Below are 19376 nucleotides of genomic sequence, written 5' to 3' on the forward strand. Positions count from 1 at the left end.
CGCAGCTCCCGCCCCTACCGCTCGGCAGTCAGGGCTTCGGAGGCCATCTCCTGGATGGAGGCAGCGGCGGGCTCCGCAGGCTGCCTCCATCCAATGGGGTCAGAGGGCCAGTTGGTCGAGGATGCCGGCCACTTCCGCCGGCTTGAGCAGGAACCCGACGTGGCTGGTGGCCAGGGTGTGCACGTCGTACGGGTTGCCCGGCGTCAGTGCGTTGGCTTCGGTGATCAGGCGGTCCTGCATGGCCAGGGGAAGCGATCGGTCTTCGGTAAGACGGATGTAGGAGCGGGCGACGGTGCCCCAGGTGTCCGCGTGGCCGCGAGCGTCGGACATCATCACCGCCAGGGACTCGTCCGGCTGCAGGATGTTGAGGAAGGCCAGGAACTGTTCATCGCTGCTGTCCGCCATCATCGCTGCTTTGAGCCCGGCCAGCATGACCGGGTCGGCGGTACGGTAGTTCGCCCGGCCGACGCCGAGTTCGGCGGGATTTCCGACGTTCAGCGCGGCCAGCGGAGCCATCAGGTTGTCGGCGAACTCGGGCTCCTGCATGTATGCGATGGGGTTGGAGCGTTCCACGCACGACCAGCCGGAGATGTAGACGAGCCGGTCCACCAGATCGGGAATCGTGTTGCCTACGCCCGTGATGGTGGTTCCACCGAGGCTGGCGCCAACCAGGACCACCGGACCGTGCTCGGCCACCCGCCGGACGACGTCGACGACCATGTCGACGTTGTCCTGAAGGGTGACCCCGGCCAGCTCGGACGGTTCGGCCGCCCACGCGTCAAGGTCCTGCGGGGCCTGGTAGGCAGCAGAGTACTGCGCGTCGAAGCCGTGCCCCGGCAGGTCCACGGCGAAGCTGCGGTGCCCGAGCAGCGCCAGTTCGCGCTGGATGGGAGCCCACATGAACGAGTTGGTGCACACGCCGTGCACGAGCACGAACGTCGGATTGGCCTCGCGGGCCCGGCGCGGACGGGGAGAGTTACTGGAGACAGATGTCATACGGGTCAGTCCTATGTCCGGTGGGGTGGCGCAGCGGGCATGCCTGAAGGGCTGATGCCGACGCGGTGCGCCGCCTGAGGTCGAAGAGAGAAACGGGCACGCCCGTCGCCAGGCGCAGCACGGTTCAGTGGCCGGGCGCACGCAGGCCGACGGCAGGGATCAACCAGCGTCAGCCGCCGGGTCAGGGGCAGCACACGACGTGGATGGCCTCGCCGGCAAGAGTGCGCGTCGACGGTCAGGGCCGAGCGGCACCCGCAGGGCAGCGTCGCGATACACCACGGTCTGCTGCGGGTTCCTCGGCTGGCGCCGGTCGCTGAGCGACTGCGGCGGCAGACGTCTTAGGCGTTACGGAGACGAACGAACATGTAGGACATGCCGAGGACCCTACCAAGACCACGGATCACTACTCCATGGCGCGTCAGGTCTCGTCGTCCTCGTCCAGTTCCGGTGCGTCCGGGTCGCGCAGCGGGCGCAGGGCGTCTCCGGCGTGATCACCGGGACAGCCGCAGCGTTGGCCGGCCGCTCGTCGAGCGCAATGAGCGAGGTACGAGGGAGGACCGAGCGGGACATCCGCAGCGCGTCCGCCCAGCCCGGCCGCATCGGCTCCGGAGTCATCGCCCGCGCCAGCAGAAGTGCGGCATCCACCAACCGGGTTCTTGTGCGGCCTCCGAGCGTGCCGTGCGACACTTTTGCAAGCAGGTGCTTGCAAAAGTTAGCAAGGGTGTTGCACTATCGAGTCATGGCATCACTCAACGTCGGCAATCTCGGCGAGTACCTGCGGGAGCAGCGCCGTGCAGCACAGCTCTCGCTGCGGCAGCTCGCCGATGCCACCGGGGTGTCGAACCCGTATCTCAGCCAGATCGAGCGCGGTCTGCGCAAGCCCAGCGCGGACGTGCTCCAGCAGGTCGCCAAGGCGCTGCGGATCTCGGCCGAGACCCTGTACGTCCGTGCGGGGATCCTCGACGAGCGGGAGCGGGAGGAGCTGGAGACGCGGGCGGTGATCCTGGCCGACCCGTCGATCAACGAGCGGCAGAAGAACGTGCTGCTGCAGATCTACGACTCCTTCCGCCGCGAGAACGGATTCGGCCCCGGGCCCGACGCGGACGTGAACGCGGACGCGGAGGCGGATGCCGATGCCGATGCCGACGCGGGCGGCGATGCCGGGCCCCGTAACGGCGACGACGCCGGTACGGACGTCACCAAAGACCAAGACCCTCACAGCTAGCAGCTGATCCTGATGATCCGGGAGGACCACAGTCATGGCCATCACCGATGACCTGCGCAAGACCCTCACCGACCCCACCCCCCTCTACTTCGCCGCCGGTACGGCCGACCTGGCCGTCCAGCAGGCGCGCAAGGTCCCGGCGCTGATCGAGCAGCTGCGGGCCGAGGCGCCCGAGCGGATCGACGCCGTGCGCAACACCGACCCCAAGGCCGTGCAGGAGAAGGTGACCACGCAGGCCAAGGAGGCCCAGGCCACCGTGCAGGCGAAGGTCACCGAGGTCTTCGGCTCGTTCGACGCCGCCGACCTGAAGAAGCTGGGCGAGAGCGCCCAGGACCTGGCGCTCCGCAGTGTGGGCGTGGCCGCCGAGTACGCGATCAAGGCCCGGGAGACGTACGAGAAGGTCGCCGAGCACGGCGAGCAGACCGTACGGACCTGGCGCGGCGAGACGGCCGACGAGATCGTCGAGATCGCCGCCGTCGTCGAGGCCGAGCCGAAGACCGGTCCCAAGGCCGCGACCAAGAGCGCCCCCGCCGCCGGCTTCGCGAAGCCCGCGGCCCCGGCCAAGCCCGCCGCCCCGGCGAAGCCGGCCGCGACGAAGGCCGCGCCCGCCGCCAAGCCCGCCGCGCCCGCCGCCAAGCCCGCCGCGACGAAGGCCGCGCCCGCCGCCCCGGTGAAGTCCGCCGAGGCCAAGGCCGCGCCCGCCAAGAAGACCCCCGCGCCGCGCAAGCCCGCGGCCAGGAAGACGCCGCCGACCGCCGGCAAGTGACCCCCACGGGTCCTTCCGGGGCGCGGTACGCGTGACCGGGGCGCGGGGCGGGCACCTTTACGGGTGGCCGGCTCGTTGTCCCGGTACCTTGGCCCTTCCGGCCGCAGGGCGCTCATCCACTCACTAGGCGGTAGACACCATGTTGCTCTCAGCGTTCGGCTCGGTCCTCCAGCTGCTCTATCTGGCGATGCTGGTGCTGGCCGTGGTCGCGTTCGTCTTCGCGGCGACCGCCCGTGAGGACGCCTACCGTGCCGCCGACAAGAAGAAGAAGTCGTTCTGGCTGGTGATCCTCGGTGTCGCCGTCGCGGTGAACCTGCTCATCCCGATGCTCTTCCTGCAGCTCGCGGGCGTGGTCGCGTCGATCGTGTTCATGGTCGACGTGCGCCCCGCGCTCAAGGCGGTCTCGGGCGGCGGCAGCGGTGGCCGCAGCGGCGGCTCCAGCAGCGACGGTCCGTACGGTCCCTACAACGGCGGGCGCTGAGCCCTCGCCGCCCTCGCGGGCGGGGACGACGGCCGGTCGACGGACGCGGGGTGGGAGCGCGATGCGCTGCCGCCCCATCGTCGTATCCGCTCCGGATCGCGGCCCAGCAGCAGGACCGCCACATCGTCGGTCAGCTCGCCGCCGTTCAGCTCCCGCACCTCGGTGACCGCCGCCTCCAGCAGTTCATCGCCCGCCAGCCCCTGTTCCAGCCGGCTGTTGACCATCGCGACCATGCCGTCCTGACCGAGCCGCTCGCTGCCGCCGGTTCCCACGCGCCCCTCGATGAGCCCGTCCGTGTACATCATCAGGCTCCACGCGGCGCCCAGCTCGACCTGCCGGCGCGGCCAGCGGGCCCGCGGCAGCAGCCCCAGCGCCGGGCCGCCGTCCTCGTACGGGAGCAGCCGGGCGGGCCGGCCGTGCCGGGCGAGCAGCGGCGCGGGGTGTCCGGCCAGGCAGAGTCCGGCCCGTCGCCCGTCGGGCGCGATGTCGACGGTGCAGAGCGTCGCGAAGATCTCCTCGCTCTGCCGCTCGTGCTCCAGCACCTGCTGGAGCGTGGAGAGCAGTTCGTCCCCGCACAGCCCGGCCAGGGTCAGCGCCCGCCAGGCGATCCGCAGCTCCACGCCGAGTGCGGCCTCGTCCGGGCCGTGTCCGCAGACGTCGCCGATCATCGCGTGCACCGTGCCGTCCGGGGTGCGGACGACGTCGTAGAAGTCGCCGCCGAGGAGTGCGCGGCTGCGGCCGGGGCGGTAGCGGGCGGCGAAGCTCAGGCCGGAGCCGTCCAGCAGCGGGGTGGGCAGGAGGCCGCGTTCCAGGCGGGCGTTCTCCTGGGCGCGCAGCCGGGACTCGGTCAGCTGGTGCTGGGCGATGTCGGCGCGCTTGCGCTCCACGGCGTACCGGATGGCGCGGCTCAGGATGCGGGCGTCCAGCTCGCCCCGGAAGAGATAGTCCTGCGCCCCGACGCGTACCGCCTCGGCCGCCAGCTCCGTGTCGTCCTGCGCGGTCAGCGCGAGAACCGCGTGCAGCGGGGCGATGCGGAGTACGTGGGTGAGGGCCGCCAGCTCGCCGGCCCGCTCGGAGACGGGCTCGGGCCGGGGCCCGGTGCGGGAGGCCCCCGTGCCGGCCGGGCCTGTCTCGGCGGTGGGCGTGCCGGGCCCGGTCCCGGCGCCCGTGACCGGCAGCGCGAGGTCCAGCAGGATGCAGTCGACGTCGTCGGTGAGCAGCCGCGCGGCCTCGGTGAGGTTGCGGGCGGTGCGGACACGGACGCGGGTCCCGGCCGCTGCCGAGAGTTCGGGAACGGTGATGGTGGTGCCCGCCGGGTCGTCCTCGATCACCAGCAGGGTGAGGTCGCCGTGGGAGGTCTCCGCAGCGGGAGCGGATCGCTGCTGCGGTACGGGTACGGGCATCGGTTCTGGTTTCCTTCCCTCCCCCCGAGGGCGCGGCGGGTCGACGATCGACGATCCGCCAGTCGGGGACGATAGCGGTCCGCGGTGGGGGAACGGAATGGCGCAGGGGGACCGGCCCCTGTCATATGCGCCGCCATAAGCCGCGTCCCGCCACGGATCCGGCGCGATGGGCCGCCGTGCGGGCGGGGAAGCGCCCATGACAAACATCACGCGCCCATGAGCGGCGGCGTGGTCCCGCTCACGTGGCCCCGGTCACGTGGTCCCGCTGACGTGTTCTGTCTGTACGACGTTCCGAGTCCGTGCGGCGTTCCGTATGCGTCCGGTGTTCCTACTTGTCCGGGCGGACCACGCCGAGGATCTTCATCGAGCCCGCGCCCGCCAGCGTGACGTTGCGGCCGGGGCGCGGGGCGTGGACGATCGCGCCGTCGCCGACGTACATCCCGACATGGCTGGCGTCGGCGTGGTAAATGATCAGGTCGCCGGGGCGCATGTCCTGGATGTCGATACGCGGCAGCAGTCGCCACTGCTCCTGCGAGGTGCGGGGTATCGGGCGCTTCGCCGCCAGCCACGCCTGCGAGGTCAGCCCGGAGCAGTCGTAGGAACCGGGGCCCTCGGCGCCCCAGACGTACGGCTTGCCGATCTGTGCCGTCGCGAAGGCCACGGCCGCCGCTCCGCCCTCGCTCGCCCGGCCGCCGACACCCGTGACCACGCCGGAGGAGAGCCAGTCGATCTGCGCCCTGTTCGCGGCCTCCTGCTCGAGCTGGCGGAGCCGGTCGCGCTCCTTCTTCTCCAGCTGTGACTCGAGCTTCTCCGCCGCCTTGATCTGGGCGTTGATCTTCTTCTTGGCCTTGGCCTGCTTGACCCGGTTGCTCTCCAGCTTCTCCCAGTTGGCGCTGGCGTCCTGGGTGTACGTCTCCAGGTCCGTCTGCGTCTGGTCGAGGTCGGCCAGGAGCGACTTGGAGGCGTGCTGGCTCTGGCGGACCTTGTTGATCCCGTCCAGGAAGAGCTTCGGGTCGTTGCTCAGGGCCAGTTGCGCGCCGGGCGGCAGGCCGCCGTTGCGGTACTGCTCGCGGGCCTGGGCGCCGGCCCGGTCCTTCAGCGCCGCGATGCGCGCCTGGCCGTCGACGATCGCCTTGGCCAGCTTCACGATCTCGGCGGACTGCTTCTTCGTCTGCTCCTTGGCGAGGTTGTACGCGTCCGTCGCCGCGCCCGCCTTCCGGTACAGCGTCTCGATCTGCTCGCGGACCTTCTCGAGGTCGGCGTTGGAATAGCGGGTCGGCGGGTCGGCGGGGGAGGAGGACGGGGAGGGGTCCGGAACGGGGGCGGCCATGGCCTGGCCCGTGGACGTCAACAGGGCCAGCGCACAGACCAGCGTGACGGCGGCAGTGGCACAGTGGCGTCGGTTCACGAGCTCCCCCTCCGGGCGGTTTCTCCGGGCCCGCCTCCGGACGAAGGCGACGAAGTCGACAAAGGCAATGAATGCGAGAAAAGCAAGAGAAGCCGGGTAACGCACATCTGACTTACCGTCAGTAACTTTTCGGCAACGTCGCGATCGTGCCATGTCGTCCCGTAAAGCAACAGAGGCCGACGGCACCTGACGCGTCACCTACCGCCCTCACCGGGCCACTTCGCATGATTTCCCCCGGCTCGCGCGGCGCTCCGATCTGCGCCCTCCCCACCCACTGGGACGAACGATGCCCCTGCGACGTTCCCGGAGCGGCGGAGTTCTGCTCTTTCCGGGCGACTGTTCAGCGGCTGTCGGGCCGCAGGGCGTCCCACGCCACGGTGATCTCGCCCTGCCGCCACCGCCGTACCCCGTCCGTCACCGGCCAGTCGGCCGCCACCGCCCGCACCGCCGCGATCCACCGCTGCCGCGCGCCGAGCGAGGCGTACGGGGAGGCCGTCGCCCAGGCCCGGTCGAAGTCCCGCAGGAAGGCGTGGACCGGCTCGCCCGGCACGTTGCGGTGGATCAGGGCCTTCGGCAGCCGTTCCGCGAGGTCCGACGGGCGCTCCAGCGAGCCGAGCCGGGTCGCGAAGGTGACCGTGCGCGGCCCCTCGGGGCCCAGCGCCACCCAGACGTGCCGGCGACCGATCTCGTCACAGGTCCCCTCCACCAGGAGGCCGTCCGGGGCGAGGCGGGAGCACAGCCGCGCCCAGACCCCGGCCACCTGCTCCTCGTCGTACTGGCGCAGCACGTTCGCCGCCCGGATGAGCAGGGGCGGGGCGTCCAGCGGGACCTCGAAGCCGCCGTGCACGAAGGAGAGGCCCTCCCGGGCGTACGGCTGCGCGGCGGCGACCCGCTCCGGGTCGATCTCGATGCCCGCCACCGCGGTGCGCGGCTCGGCGGTGCGCAGGCGGTCCAGGAGCTCGACGGCGGTCCAGGGGGCCGCCCCGTACCCGAGGTCGACGGCCAGGGGCGTCGCGGCGCGGCGCAGCGCGGGGCCGTGTGTGTCGGCGATCCAGCGGTCCATGCGGCGCAGCCGGTTCGGGTTGGTGGTCCCGCGGGTGGCGGTGCCGATGGGGCGCTGGCGCATGCGCTGAGCGTATGCGACGCGGCGGGGCGTCCGGGGGTCCGGACGGCCCGGCCGTCCGCGCCGGACGACGCGCCGCCCGGCATCGTAATGATTTGGCAAAGCCGGAAATGAAAGGCGGGATTCCACTGTTCTCGCCCTTCGGAGGGCCGCCGTGCCCTCTCCACAGCATGCCCCGAGTGAGGAGGACCGACGAGGTGAGCCAGTACGTCTCCCGGCTCGGTTCCACCCGGTCGGCCGCGAGGCTCAGGTTCCCCGGAGCCTCGCGCAAGCCGCGCCGCATCGCGATGCTCTCCGTGCACACGTCCCCGCTCCACCAGCCCGGAACGGGCGACGCCGGCGGGATGAACGTCTACATCGTCGAGCTGGCCAAGCGCCTCGCCGCGATCAACATCGAGGTCGAGATCTTCACCCGGGCCACCACCGGCTCGCTGGCCCCCGCGGTCGACCTGGCCCCCGGCGTCCTGGTCCGGCACGTCGACGCCGGGCCCTACGAAGGCCTCGCCAAGGAGGACCTGCCCGCGCAGCTCTGCGCCTTCACACATGGCGTGATGCAGGCCTGGGCCGGTCAGCGCCCCGGCTACTACGACCTGGTGCACTCCCACTACTGGCTCTCCGGCCAGGTCGGCTGGCTGGCCGCCCAACGCTGGGGCGTCCCGCTCGTGCACGCCATGCACACCATGGCCAAGGTCAAGAACGCCGCGCTCGCCGAGGGCGACACCCCCGAGCCGCCCGCCCGGGTCATCGGCGAGACCCAGATCGTCCGGGCCTCCGACCGGCTGATCGCCAACACCGCCGAGGAAGCGGACGAGCTCGTCCGCTTCTACGACGCGGACCCGGCCGCCGTCGCCGTCGTGCACCCCGGCGTCAACCTGGACCGCTTCCGCCCCTTCCCCAAGGGCTCCGAACCGCTTCGTCCGGGGGACGCCTCATCCGCCCGCGCCGCCGCGCGGGCCCGGCTCGGCCTGCCGCAGGACGCGCTGATTCCGCTCTTCGCGGGCCGCATCCAGCCGCTGAAGGCCCCGGACGTGCTGCTGCGCGCGGTGGCCGTGCTGCTGGACCGGGACCCGTCCCTGCGGTCCCGCATCGTCGTGCCGGTGGTCGGCGGCCCCAGCGGCAGCGGGCTCGCCAAGCCCGAGGGGCTCCAGAAGCTGGCCGCCCGGCTGGGCATCGCGGACGTCGTACGGTTCCACCCGCCGGTGGGCCAGGACCGGCTCGCGGACTGGTTCCGGGCCGCGTCGGTGCTGGTCATGCCCTCGTACAGCGAGTCCTTCGGCCTCGTCGCCATAGAGGCCCAGGCGGCCGGCACCCCGGTCGTCGCGGCGGCCGTGGGCGGGCTGCCGGTGGCGGTCCGCGACGGGGTCAGCGGCTTCCTGGTGCCGGGACACGAGCCGGAGGCGTACGCCCGTGCGCTCGGGCGGTTCGCGGACGCGCCGGAGCTGGTCGAGCGGATGGGAACGGCCGCCGCGGCGCACGCCCAGTCCTTCGGCTGGGACACGGCCGCATCGGCGACCGCCGACGTGTACACGGCCGCGCTCTGCGACCACCGCCGCCGGGCCCGTACGCACCACGGCTGACGGGGCGGCGGGCGACGCCGGTCCCGTGGCGTGCGCTCTGTGCCGCTGTCGTACGCTCGCTGCATGGCTGACGTACCGGACGAAACCGCAGCGGCCCAGGTCATCGAGGCGACGCTGAACGACGCCGGGCTCGTATGGGAGAGCCCGGGGCGCGGCAACTACGTCGTGACGCTGCCCGGCACCCGCAAGCTGTCGACGACCTGCTCCTTGATCGTCGGCAAGCACGCGCTCTCCCTCAACGCGTTCGTCGTCCGGCACCCCGACGAGAACGACGCCGAGGTGCACCGCTGGCTGCTGGAGCGCAACCTCCGCCTGTTCGGCGTGAGTTACGCGATCGACTCGCTCGGCGACGTCTATCTGGTCGGCAAGCTGCCGCTGTCGGTGGTCACCGCCGAGGAGCTGGACCGGTTGCTCGGTTCGGTGCTCGAAGCGGCCGACGGAGCGTTCAACAGCCTCCTGGAGCTCGGTTTCGCGAGCTCGATCCGCAAGGAGTACGCGTGGCGGGTGTCGCGCGGCGAGTCCACCCGGAATCTGGACGCGTTCAGTCACCTGATCCAACGCCCCTCCGCCGGCTGACGGAGTCGGTGCGGTAGGCCGCCGACGCACGGGGCTTCCCTGCGCCACCGAGCCGTTCCATGCTCACCGCCAACGCACATATGAACGTCATTCACATACATGAAAGGCGGCTCGGGGTATGGCGACACAGCGGGGCAGTGGCCGGGAGAACGGCCGGGGAGGCGTCGGCAGACGCGCGATCCTCGGCAGCGCCGTGGCCGTGGCGGCGGCCGCCGCCACCGGAGCCGCGACCGTGGGGACGGCCCGAGCGGCGGCCCGTGTGCCGGGCGGTCTGTCGGGAGGTGTGCCTGCCGGTGGGTCGGCCGGTGGGTCGGCCCCCACCGCGGCCCGGACGCCGGGAGCCCGCCCGGTCCGGGACGCCGCCCTGTGGCGGGAGTTCGCCGCCGCCCCCTTCACCCACCCCCAGATCCCCTTCATCGGCCGGGCCGGCTACCGCGCGGGGGCCGGCCTTCCGGGCCGCCGTTCCGGGGGCGCGCGCCCCCGCGGCTTCGTCACCGACGTCGTGCGCGACCACGGAGCCCGCCCCGACGGCTCGGCCGACGCCGCGCCCGCGATCAACCGTGCCATCGCCGCCGCCGGAGAGCGCGGCGGTGGCACGGTGACCATCCCGGCGGGAACGTTCCGCATCGACGACCTCATCCGTATCGGCCACAGCGACGTCGTGGTGCGCGGCGCGGGCAGCGGCGCGACGAAGCTGCTCGCGACCCGCAGTCTCACCGAGCTGATCGGCGTCTACGGCAGCCGCTACGGCGGCGACAAGTCCAGCTGGTCCTGGGCCGGCGGGCTGATCTGGCTCTGCCCGCAGGAGCGCTGGGCCTCGCTCACCGACGCCATCCGGGCCGAGGAGTGGCCCTTCGAGGGCTGGACCGGCAACCGCCGCGACGCCTGGCGCACCCTCGCCACCCCGGCCCCCGCCCGCCGGGGCGACCGCACGATCACCGTCCCCGACGCCCGTCGGCTGAAGCGCGGACAACTCGTCCTCCTGCGCCTCGCCGACGACCCCGAGCACACGCTGCTCCAGCACATGGCGGGCGACGGAGCGGGGGCGCGGGCGTACGTCTGGGCCGACAAGACCAAGCTGACCTCGTACGTCCCCTACGAATGGCCGGTCCGCATCACCGCCGTACAGGGCCGCCGCGTCACCCTGGAGCGCCCGCTCCCGCTCGACCTGCGCCCCGCCTGGGACCCCCGGCTGACCACGCTCGTCACCCCGCTCACCGGCTCCGGCGTCGAGGGCCTCACCCTGGAGGCGGTCGAGCAGCCGCAGGCCCCGCACCTGCTGGACCAGGGGTACAACGGCCTCGCGTTCCAGTGCGCGTACGACTGCTGGGCCGACGACGTCACCGTCCGGCACGTCGACAACGGCTTCGGCCTGATCGGCGCGTCCGCCTGCACCCTGCGCCGTACGAAGGTGGAGGGGCGCGGCGCGCACCACCCCTACTACTGTCGCGAGGGCTCGCACGACAACCTCGTCGAGGACTTCACCGTTGCCGCGCGCACCACCCCCGCGCCCTCCGGCACCCAGCTCCACGGCATCAACGTCGAGGGCCTGTCCAGCCACAACGTCTGGTCGCGGGGCCGGATGGAGATGGGCACGTTCGACTCGCACCGGGGGATGCCGTTCGCCAACGTGCGCACCGACATCACGGTGAACAACAACGGCGTCCACGGCGGCGACGCCGGCGCGGGCCCGCTGTTCGGGGCGCGCTTCACGCACTGGAACATCCGGGTCACCAACGAACGGGCCGGACTGATGAAGATCGACGGCCTCGCCCCGTACAGCGCGACCGTGGGCATCAGCGAGGTACGGGAGTTCGGCCAGATCGACGTCCCCGACTTCACCGGCGACCTGCACACCCGCCTGGAGGCGTACGGAACCCCGGAGGCGGTCCGGCCGGCCAACCTGTACGACGCACAGCGGGGCGTGCCCGTGCGGTGAGCGCGCCGGTCAGCCGCCGCGACGGACCGCGTCCAGCGCCTCGACGAGGTGGGGCGCGACCAACTCCCACGTGGAGTCGGCGGCTTCGGACCCGACGGCGCGCGGCACGGTCTCGACGAGCATGATGAGGTAGAGGTAACTCCGGTAGAGCGCGAGCCGGGTCCGTGACGCGTCCGTGAACTCCACCTCCGCGCCGCTGGACCGCGCGTATCCGGCAAGGAAGTCCCGGTCCTGCTCGATGTCCCCGAAGAGTGCGAGCGAGACGAAGTCGGCCACCGGGTCGCCCCAGAACATCCGCTCCCCGTCGATGACCCCGCCGATGGTGCGCGTTCCGGGCTCCCCGGTGACCAGCAGGTTGCCCGGCCAGAGGTCGAAGTGGACGAGGGCGGGCCGGGCGACCTCGTCCAGGACGGGGGCCGCGCCCGCCAGGATCGTACGGATGCGGCCTACGGGGTACGGCAGCCGGGCGCGGAAGGTCTCGGCGTCGGCGAGCACGGCCTCGGTCATCGCCGTGAACGCGCCGCGCCACGTGGGGGCGAGCGGCCCGAACGGCTCGGCGGGATAGCCGAAACCGGACCCGGCGGCCTGGGTCACGGCATGCAACCGGCCGACGATTTCCCCGAGTTCGGCACGCAGCCGAGACGCGTCGCCGGCGTCCGGCGCGCTGCTCAGCTCGTGCCAGGGGCGGCCGGGTCGGGCGGTCATGACCAAGTACGCACCGGTCGGCGAGGCCGGATCCGGTTCGCTGCGGACGACACGGGGGATCGCGGGCCCGCCGGCCCCCGCGGCGGCGGCGTAGAACGCGACCTCGTTGACGAGCAGGTCGCGTTCGTACCGCAGGGCGGCGGTGTGCGGCGGGGGCGTCTTGACCACCCAGTCGCGGCCGTCGGTGAGCGTGACGCGGGTGACGGTGTTGTACGTGCCGTCGGTGGGGGTGGTGCGCGAGGCGATGTCGCGTTCGCCGACCCCGAGGGCGTCGAGCACGCGGAGAAGGCGGGCGGGAGGTGCGGCGGGGACCTGGTCGGACACGCTGTTGACGCCCTTTCGACGGCCGGGTTGCACGAGGGGTGTGCGGCGGGCTGAACGGCGGTGCTCCACAGCGGGTTCACCGGGTGATCACAGCAGAATCACGATCACGGGCGGGTGCCGCTGGACCGATCATCGATCACAGGTTCGATCGTAAAGTGTGGGTCACTGCGACGGTCCGTCCCAGACGGCTTCGAAGTGCCGCACGGGGGAGGGGCGGTTGCTCCCCGAACCGGAGAGAAGAACCATGCGCGCCACTGCCGTACGCCGTACCGCCCTCGCCGCCTCCGCGGCCGCTCTCGTCCTGCTGGCCACCGCCTGCGGCGGCTCGTCGGACACCGACGCCAAGGACGGGAAGGACGACAAGGGCTCCGCGGGCGGGAGCAGCTCGGCCCCGAAGGCCCCCGCCGAGGCGCTCACCGCCGCCGAACTGGAGAAGGCCACGCTCGCCCAGGGCGATGTGAAGGGCCGCAAGGTCACCGAGGCCGGTCCGGACGACGAGGTCCCGGCCGGCGGCGTCACCGTCGACAAGGAGGCCTGCCTGCCGGTCGCCCACGCCATGTACGGCGTGGCGCAGAAGGGTTCGGTGGCCACCACGAAGCGCAAGGTGATCGACGAGCCGAAGGCCGGCGGCAAGAAGTCGCTGGAGGACCTGGCGGACGGCGAGGCCGGGGACGGGTTCAAGGACGCCTTCGACCTGACGTCCACGTTCGTCGCGCTCAACTCGTACGAGGGGACGGCGGGCCTGGACGCGTTCGCCGCGCTGAAGAAGGCCGCGGCGGACTGCGCGGGCGGCTTCACGGCCACGGTCGCCGGTACGCCGACGAAGGTCGCCTCGGTCACCGAGGAGAAGGTCACCGGCGGCGACGAGTCCGCGGCCTGGACGGTCACCTCCGACGACGACGGCGACCAGGCCCCGTTCAAGCTGGTGGCGCTGCGCAAGGAAAGCGCCGTGGCGACGTTCTTCGCCTTCAACCTGGCGGCTGCGGGCGGCGACGTGAAGTTCGAGGTGCCGGCGGAGGTCGTGGCGGCCCAGGACAAGAAGCTCGGCTGAGGTACGGACGCGGGCCTCTGTCCTGGTGGATCGTGGATCAGGGCAGGGGCACGAGCCGGACGACGGTGACGGTCAGGACGGACCGGGAGACGTAGTAGAGGACGATGGCCCCGTAGACGGTCGCCTCACGCCGGTCCCCTTCGCTCTTGACGGCGGAGGAGGCATGGCCGTACGGCTCCTCGCCGAGGGTGCGGGCCATCTCGTCCCGGAAGGACTCGCCGCCGCGCATCTTGGCCAGGGTGTCATCGGCGGGCGGTGCGTAGGAGATGCGGAAGCTCAAGCGACGCTCCGCCTCTCGGCCTCGTCCTGCGCCAGCCGGTCCAGGATCTTCTCGGCCTCGGGATCGGGGACGGCCTCCAGCATCCAGTGCCGCATGACGGCCTGAATCTCGTGCACCCCGGCGTCGTTGATCGCGAGGTCGAACTCCTCGCGTCTCTCCTCGGGCAGCGCGGCCCGGATGTCCGGGATGCTGTTGGGCACCTCGACCTCGGCACCGCCGACGAAGGTCCTCAGAGACTCACCCATGATCGCTCTCCTCGATCTCCTTGCCCTGGAAGCAGACGGACGGCTTGGGCCCACCGTAGTGCGTACGAGGGGTATTTCGGCCTGTCCGACGGGGTCACGGATCAGGCACGGACCGGGCTACGGATCGGGGTACGGGACCGGGCTGGGGACTGCCGACCGGGGTACGGGACCGGGCCGGCTGCGGGTATGCCCCGGCTCAGCCCGCGCTGCCCGACGCGGCAGCAGCCGCCTCCGCCGCCGCCGACTCCGCCGCACGGACCGCCAGCGGGTCCCGCCCGAGCCTCGCCGCGACCCGGTCGCGCAGGATCGCGTACTCCTCCTGAAGCCGCCGCCACTCGCTGACGGGCGGCCGGACTATGACGTCACCGCCGACGACGACCTCCTCGGGCCCGAACTGCTCCCGCGTCAGATCGATTTCCACGCCCATGCCCAGGCGGTTCCACCAGTGGAAGTCGACGCGCACCCCGTCGACATGCACCTCACCCCGGATCAGCTCCCCGCCGAGCAGATCGTTGACCACCATGGCGGTCACCCCGCACTGGTCCCGCGCCGGATTGTCCGGAGTCCAGCGGTCCCGGAACTCCGGGGTGGAGGTCTCGGCGCTCCAACTGTCGCGGAGAGCCTGTTCGATGTCGGTGAGCAGGTAGGTCGCCATGATGACCATGGTGGCAGGGGGCACTGACAACGCCTCCCCGCCGCATCATCCGGCTCCGGCGGCGCAGCCCGGCACTCGCCGGGGTCAAGGGGGAGCCGCAGTCCTCGTCGACCCGCCATCAATCACGTCGACAGAGCCCCCGGTGGCCCGGCAGAGTGGTCGCCCGTGACGAGCAGCGAACTGTGGACCCGTGCGACCGCCGACCGCTACGACGCCGAGGAGGCCGAGAACTCCTCGGCCGCCGCCCTCGAACCGACCCTCGCCTTCCTCGCCGAGCTCGCCGGAGACGGCCGGGCCCTGGAGTTCGCCATCGGGACCGGGCGCGTGGGTGTGCCGCTCCGGGCGCGGGGCGTGCCGGTGGTGGGCATCGAACTGTCCGAGCCCATGGCGGCGGTGCTCCGGCGCAAGGTCGACGAGGAGACCCTCCCGGTGGTCATCGGGGACATGGCGACCACCGTCGTCCCCGGCGAGTTCACCCTCGTCTACCTCGTCTACAACACCATCTCGAACCTGCTCACCCAGGACGAGCAGGTCGAGTGCTTCCGCAACGCGGCCCGCCATCTCGCGCCCGGCGGCCGGTTCGTCATCGAGCTCTGCGTGCCGCCGCTGCGGTTTCTGCCGCCGGGCCAGGTCGCGGTGCCGTTCGACGTATCCGAGCGGCATCTCGGCTTCGACACCTTCGACCTGGTCGAGCAGATCCTCGTCTCGCACCACTTCACCCGCGACGGCGAGGACGGCCGCTACCGCCGGGGCGCTTCCCGACACCGGTACGCCTGGCCGGCGGAGCTCGACCTGATGGCCCGCATCGCCGGTCTGGAACCGGAACGCCGCGTCGGGGACTGGGACGGGGTGCCCTTCACCGAGGACTCCGGCCGGCACATCTCGGTCTGGCGCAAGCCGGCGGCCTGAGGCTCCAGCGCGGAACGGCAGGCACGCCATGCGGCATTTCTCCGCGTCGGTGCTGCTGGACGCCGGGGAGAACGCCAAGGCGCCGGCCAAGTACGGCCAGAACATGACTGTCCCGTGCGTCCACGGTCCGCCGGCGCGGGAAAGCCCCCCACCGTGCGAAGAAAATTGCAGGTGGGGGGCTTACAGCTGGTTGCTTACTTCTTCTTGCCCTGGTTCTTCACGGCCTCGATGGCCGCCTTCGCCGCGTCCGGGTCGAGGTACGTGCCCCCCGGCTTCAGCGGCTTGAAGTCGGCGTCCAGCTCGTAGGAGAGCGGGATGCCGGTCGGGATGTTGAGGCCCGAGATCTCCTCGTCCGAGATGCCGTCCAGGTGCTTGACCAGGCCGCGGAGGCTGTTGCCGTGGGCGGCGACCAGGACCGTGCGGCCCGTGAGGAGGTCCGGGACGATGTTGTCGAACCAGTACGGGAGCATGCGGACGACGACGTCCTTCAGGCACTCCGTGTCCGGGCGCAGCTCCGGGGGGAGGGTCGCGTAGCGCGGGTCCTCGAACTGGGAGTACTCGGCGTCGCGGTCCAGCGGCGGCGGCGGGGTGTCGTACGAGCGGCGCCACAGCATGAACTGCTCCTCGCCGAACTCGGCGAGTGTCTGGGCCTTGTCCTTGCCCTGGAGCGCACCGTAGTGGCGCTCGTTCAGGCGCCAGGAGCGGCGGACCGGGATCCAGAGGCGGTCGGCGGACTCCAGGGCCAGCTGCGCGGTGCGGATCGCGCGGCGCTGGAGGGAGGTGTGCAGGACGTCGGGGAGCAAGCCGGCGTCCTTGAGCAGCTCACCGCCGCGGACTGCTTCCTTCTCGCCCTTTTCGGTGAGGTTGACGTCCACCCAGCCGGTGAACAGGTTCTTCGCGTTCCATTCGCTCTCGCCGTGGCGGAGGAGGATCAGCTTGTACGGTGCGTCGGCCATGAGCCCGAGCGTAATCGAACCCGTGCGGCCTCCGCGCGCCCGCCCGCACCGCGGACAGCCCCCCGGTGAGGAAGCGTTCGGCCGCGGGACGATTGACGGCGGGCGTCAATCCGGTGGCGTGCGAGGATCCTGTCTTCGTAACGTTCGGAAGGTCGTCGGGACTATTACCCGACGTACTCGTTCCGTACGTCCCGTGGGGGGAACCGCATGTCATTCGCCGGTCTCAGGACAGCCGCCCGCGAGAGCGTCTCCGGGCTGCCCCGGCAGTTCTGGTGGCTGTGGCTCAGCACGCTGGTCAACCGCCTCGGGGCCTTCGTCGCCACCTTCATGGCCCTGTACCTGACGCTGGAGCGCGGCTACTCGGCCTCGTACGCCGGTCTCGTCGTCGCCCTCCACGGGCTCGGCGGGGTCGTCTCCTCGCTCGGCGCCGGTGTGATGACCGACCGGCTCGGGCGGCGGCCCACCATGCTGATCGCGCAGACCTCCACGGCCGTGTCCGTGGCGGTGCTCGGGTTCATGGAGCACCCGTTCGCCATCGCGGGCGTGGCCTTCCTCGTCGGCATGGCGAGCAACGCCTCGCGCCCCGCCGTCCAGGCGATGATGGCCGACATCGTGCCCCCGAAGGACCGGGTCCGGGCCTTCTCGCTGAACTACTGGGCCATCAACCTCGGGTTCGCGGTCTCGTCCGCCGCGGCCGGGTTCATCGCCGAGTACAGCTACCTCGCCGGCTTCGTCGGCGAGGCCCTGATGACGCTCGTGTGCGCCGTGGTCGTCTTCGTGAAGGTGCCCGAGTCGCGCCCCGAGCGGGAGCCCGCCAAGACCGTCGGCGGCCGCCGCGTCAAGGACGAGGTGCGGCTCTCCACCGTCCTGCGCGACGGGCGCTTCATGGGGGTCGTGGGGTTGTCGTTCCTGGTGTCGCTGATCTTCCAGCAGGGGCACGTGGGACTGCCGGTGGCGATGGTGGAGGACGGGCTCTCCAGCTCCGACTTCGGTACCGCCATCGCCGTCAACGGCGTGCTGATCGTGGTTCTCCAGATCCCCGTCACCCGCTTCATCGAGCACCGCGACCCGCGCCGCCTCCTGATCATCTCTTCGGTCCTCGCCGGATACGGCTTCGGGCTGACGGCCTTCGCCGGGTCGGTCGGCGTGTACGCACTGACCGTGTGTGTCTGGACCCTCGCCGAGATCGTGAACGCGCCCACCCAGACGGGCCTGGTCGTGCAGCTGTCGCCGGCTCAGGGCCGGGGCCGCTACCAGGGGATGTACACGATGTCCTGGTCGGTGGCCGCGCTCGTCGCGCCGCTGATGTCCGGCTTCGTGATCGACCACTACGGCGCGGCCTGGCTCTGGGGCACCTGCGCGGTGCTCGGCACGGCCGCCGCCCTCGGCTACTGGCTGCTGATGCGCAACCTGCCGCGCGATGAGCCCGCCGCGGTGGACCTCCTGCCCGAGCCCGCGCCCGTACCGGCCGTGGCCCGGCCGGACCAGGCCGAGCCCACCGCCGAGCCGGCGGCAGCTGTCGAGCGCGCGGTCTGAGCTCGCGGTCTGAGCAGGCGGTCTGAGTGAGTGGGCTGAGCGAGGGGGGTGAGCGAGGGGGGCGAGCGGGCGGTCCGAGTGAGGGGGCGAGCGGGCGGTCCGAGCGGGAGACGTAGTGCGGGCGGTGCCCGGTCCGGGTGAGAAGCCGGGCGGGCACCGTCCGTTTCGTGCGCGGCGCGGGTCAGCCGGAGCAGCCGCCGCACTGGCACGGGGCACCGGACTGGCAGCCGCACCCGCAGCCCGAGCCGCAGCCGCAGGCGCCGAGCACGGTCAGGTGCACCACTTCGGTCGGGGTCTCCTGCTGGGGTTCGGTCATGGGGGAATCGGCCATGGTCCCTCCTCAGGGCGTACGGCTGGGGCGGCGGTCGGCAGGGTGCACCGCCGCCATCCCATTGCATGCCCATCCCGGCGGGCGCATCAACGGCGCACGCGCGCAGGAACGTATGTGCGACTCGCGTACGCCGGTGACGCTCCGGTGCGACGTCGCCGCACCGGAGCGGCCGTCACGCGCCCTCGACCGGGGCCGCCGCCTGGATCTCGTCCGCGTGCTCGCCCGTCACCAGGTAGACCACGCGCTTGGCGACCGACACCGCGTGGTCGGCGAAGCGCTCGTAGTAGCGGCCCAGCAGCGTCACGTCGACGGCGGTCTCGATGCCGTGCTTCCAGCGGTCGTCCATCAGGTGCTGGAAGAGCGTGCGGTGCAGCAGGTCCATCTCGTCGTCGTCCTGCTCCAGCTGGAGTGCCAGATCGACGTCCTTGGTGATGATGACCTCGGCCGCCTTGGCCATCAGGCGCTGGGCGAGCTGGCCCATCTCCAGAATGGTGGCGTGCAGGTCGTGCGGGACCGCCGTCTGCGGGAAGCGCAGCCGGGCCAGCTTCGCCACGTGCTGGGCGAGGTCGCCCGAGCGCTCCAGGTCGGCGCTCATCCGCAGCGAGGTCACGACGATGCGCAGATCGGTCGCCACCGGCTGCTGGCGGGCCAGGAGCGCGATGGCGCGGGCCTCCAGGTCGTGCTGGAGGTCGTCGACCTTCTGGTCTCCGGCGATCACGTTCTCCGCCAGCGTCAGGTCGGCGTCGAGCATGGACGTGGTCGCCCGTCCGATCGCCGAGCCCACCAGCCGGGCCATCTCGACCAGGCCTTCTCCGATCGAATCGAGTTCCTCGTGGTAAGCGTCGCGCATGGAAGTCCCTCTCCAGTTCCAACTGAGGCCGGGGTCTCGG

General features: G+C 71.8%; 20 protein-coding genes and 1 pseudogene. 9 read left to right on the forward strand and 12 right to left on the reverse strand.

Annotation, left to right across the window (positions count from 1 at the left end; translation table 11 throughout):
* Window positions 1-99: 99 nt before the first annotated feature.
* Window positions 100-996 carry an alpha/beta fold hydrolase gene (locus ACH4UK_RS33410; RefSeq protein ID WP_398362473.1) on the reverse strand — a complete coding sequence of 299 codons (897 nt, stop codon included), beginning with the start codon at window positions 994-996 and terminating at the stop codon, window positions 100-102.
* Between the two features lie 477 nt (window positions 997-1473).
* A pseudogene (locus ACH4UK_RS33415) lies at window positions 1474-1659 on the reverse strand (integrase); the annotation flags it as partial.
* A 76-nt stretch (window positions 1660-1735) separates the two neighbouring features.
* Here ACH4UK_RS33415 and ACH4UK_RS33420 point away from each other — a divergent pair.
* The 3 genes from ACH4UK_RS33420 to ACH4UK_RS33430 all read left to right on the forward strand — a co-directional run bounded on the left by ACH4UK_RS33420 (window position 1736) and on the right by ACH4UK_RS33430 (window position 3468).
* Window positions 1736-2221 carry a helix-turn-helix domain-containing protein gene (locus tag ACH4UK_RS33420; protein WP_398362475.1) on the forward strand — a complete coding sequence of 162 codons (486 nt, stop codon included), beginning with the start codon at window positions 1736-1738 and terminating at the stop codon, window positions 2219-2221.
* A gap of 34 nt (window positions 2222-2255) precedes the next feature.
* The gene (locus ACH4UK_RS33425; protein WP_398362477.1) at window positions 2256-2987 is read left to right on the forward strand and encodes a hypothetical protein; all 732 of its coding nucleotides are present in this window, start codon (window positions 2256-2258) and stop codon (window positions 2985-2987) included.
* 139 nt (window positions 2988-3126) lie between these two features.
* Entirely contained in the window at window positions 3127-3468 is a 342-nt protein-coding gene (locus ACH4UK_RS33430) for a DUF2516 family protein (protein ID WP_398362479.1), read from the forward strand.
* Here ACH4UK_RS33430 and ACH4UK_RS33435 read toward each other — a convergent pair.
* The 3 genes from ACH4UK_RS33435 to ACH4UK_RS33445 form a co-directional block, all read right to left on the reverse strand.
* Window positions 3450-4871: a PP2C family protein-serine/threonine phosphatase gene (locus tag ACH4UK_RS33435; RefSeq protein ID WP_398362481.1), complete on the reverse strand. Its 1422-nt coding sequence runs from the start codon at window positions 4869-4871 to the stop codon at window positions 3450-3452. The genes ACH4UK_RS33430 and ACH4UK_RS33435 overlap by 19 nt on opposite strands.
* Before the next feature lie 328 nt (window positions 4872-5199).
* The gene (locus tag ACH4UK_RS33440; RefSeq protein ID WP_398362482.1) at window positions 5200-6279 is read right to left on the reverse strand and encodes an NlpC/P60 family protein; all 1080 of its coding nucleotides are present in this window, start codon (window positions 6277-6279) and stop codon (window positions 5200-5202) included.
* A 340-nt stretch (window positions 6280-6619) separates the two neighbouring features.
* The gene (locus tag ACH4UK_RS33445; protein WP_398362484.1) at window positions 6620-7405 is read right to left on the reverse strand and encodes a class I SAM-dependent methyltransferase; all 786 of its coding nucleotides are present in this window, start codon (window positions 7403-7405) and stop codon (window positions 6620-6622) included.
* A gap of 194 nt (window positions 7406-7599) precedes the next feature.
* Here ACH4UK_RS33445 and mshA point away from each other — a divergent pair, with 194 nt between their 5' ends.
* The 3 genes from mshA (at window position 7600) to ACH4UK_RS33460 (ending at window position 11494) form a co-directional block, all read left to right on the forward strand.
* Window positions 7600-8979, forward strand: a complete 1380-nt coding sequence (gene mshA, locus ACH4UK_RS33450) for a D-inositol-3-phosphate glycosyltransferase (protein ID WP_398362723.1) — start codon at window positions 7600-7602, stop codon at window positions 8977-8979.
* A 63-nt stretch (window positions 8980-9042) separates the two neighbouring features.
* Window positions 9043-9555, forward strand: coding sequence for a YbjN domain-containing protein (locus tag ACH4UK_RS33455; RefSeq protein ID WP_398362486.1), 513 nt, complete (start codon window positions 9043-9045; stop codon window positions 9553-9555).
* Window positions 9556-9673: 118 nt separating this feature from the next.
* A complete protein-coding gene (locus ACH4UK_RS33460) occupies window positions 9674-11494 on the forward strand; it encodes a glycosyl hydrolase family 28-related protein (protein WP_398362488.1) in 1821 nt (606 codons plus the stop codon).
* A gap of 9 nt (window positions 11495-11503) precedes the next feature.
* On the opposite strand, the gene ACH4UK_RS33465 is transcribed toward ACH4UK_RS33460, so the two are convergent.
* Window positions 11504-12523, reverse strand: a complete 1020-nt coding sequence (locus ACH4UK_RS33465) for a phosphotransferase family protein (protein WP_398362490.1) — start codon at window positions 12521-12523, stop codon at window positions 11504-11506.
* 244 nt (window positions 12524-12767) lie between these two features.
* Between ACH4UK_RS33465 and ACH4UK_RS33470 the strand changes: the two genes are divergently transcribed.
* Window positions 12768-13574, forward strand: a complete 807-nt coding sequence (locus ACH4UK_RS33470; protein ID WP_398362491.1) for a hypothetical protein — start codon at window positions 12768-12770, stop codon at window positions 13572-13574.
* A 37-nt stretch (window positions 13575-13611) separates the two neighbouring features.
* Here ACH4UK_RS33470 and ACH4UK_RS33475 read toward each other — a convergent pair whose 3' ends face one another.
* The 3 genes from ACH4UK_RS33475 to ACH4UK_RS33485 all read right to left on the reverse strand — a co-directional run bounded on the left by ACH4UK_RS33475 (window position 13612) and on the right by ACH4UK_RS33485 (window position 14754).
* Entirely contained in the window at window positions 13612-13854 is a 243-nt protein-coding gene (locus ACH4UK_RS33475) for a hypothetical protein (RefSeq protein ID WP_398362493.1), read from the reverse strand.
* On the reverse strand, window positions 13851-14099 hold the full coding sequence (locus tag ACH4UK_RS33480; RefSeq protein ID WP_398362495.1) for a hypothetical protein: 249 nt from the start codon (window positions 14097-14099) through the stop codon (window positions 13851-13853). Before ACH4UK_RS33480 ends, ACH4UK_RS33475 begins: the two co-directional genes overlap by 4 nt.
* A 196-nt stretch (window positions 14100-14295) precedes the next feature.
* On the reverse strand, window positions 14296-14754 hold the full coding sequence (locus ACH4UK_RS33485) for a hypothetical protein (RefSeq protein WP_398362497.1): 459 nt from the start codon (window positions 14752-14754) through the stop codon (window positions 14296-14298).
* Window positions 14755-14919: 165 nt separating this feature from the next.
* On the opposite strand from ACH4UK_RS33485, the gene ACH4UK_RS33490 reads away from it, so the two are divergent.
* Window positions 14920-15663 carry a class I SAM-dependent DNA methyltransferase gene (locus ACH4UK_RS33490; protein WP_398362498.1) on the forward strand — a complete coding sequence of 248 codons (744 nt, stop codon included), beginning with the start codon at window positions 14920-14922 and terminating at the stop codon, window positions 15661-15663.
* 194 nt (window positions 15664-15857) lie between these two features.
* On the opposite strand, the gene ACH4UK_RS33495 is transcribed toward ACH4UK_RS33490, so the two are convergent.
* Complete coding sequence (locus ACH4UK_RS33495; protein WP_398362500.1) at window positions 15858-16619, reverse strand: phosphoglyceromutase; 762 nt, start codon at window positions 16617-16619, stop codon at window positions 15858-15860.
* A gap of 207 nt (window positions 16620-16826) precedes the next feature.
* On the opposite strand from ACH4UK_RS33495, the gene ACH4UK_RS33500 reads away from it, so the two are divergent.
* Window positions 16827-18155, forward strand: coding sequence for an MDR family MFS transporter (locus ACH4UK_RS33500; RefSeq protein WP_398362502.1), 1329 nt, complete (start codon window positions 16827-16829; stop codon window positions 18153-18155).
* A gap of 181 nt (window positions 18156-18336) precedes the next feature.
* Here ACH4UK_RS33500 and ACH4UK_RS33505 read toward each other — a convergent pair whose 3' ends face one another.
* Window positions 18337-18486 carry a hypothetical protein gene (locus ACH4UK_RS33505; RefSeq protein WP_164494140.1) on the reverse strand — a complete coding sequence of 50 codons (150 nt, stop codon included), beginning with the start codon at window positions 18484-18486 and terminating at the stop codon, window positions 18337-18339.
* Between the two features lie 172 nt (window positions 18487-18658).
* A complete protein-coding gene (gene phoU, locus ACH4UK_RS33510; RefSeq protein WP_398362504.1) occupies window positions 18659-19336 on the reverse strand; it encodes a phosphate signaling complex protein PhoU in 678 nt (225 codons plus the stop codon).
* Window positions 19337-19376 lie beyond the last annotated feature (40 nt).

The organism is Streptomyces sp. NPDC020884, assembly GCF_044333935.1.
In the GTDB taxonomy this organism is placed as follows: domain Bacteria; phylum Actinomycetota; class Actinomycetes; order Streptomycetales; family Streptomycetaceae; genus Streptomyces.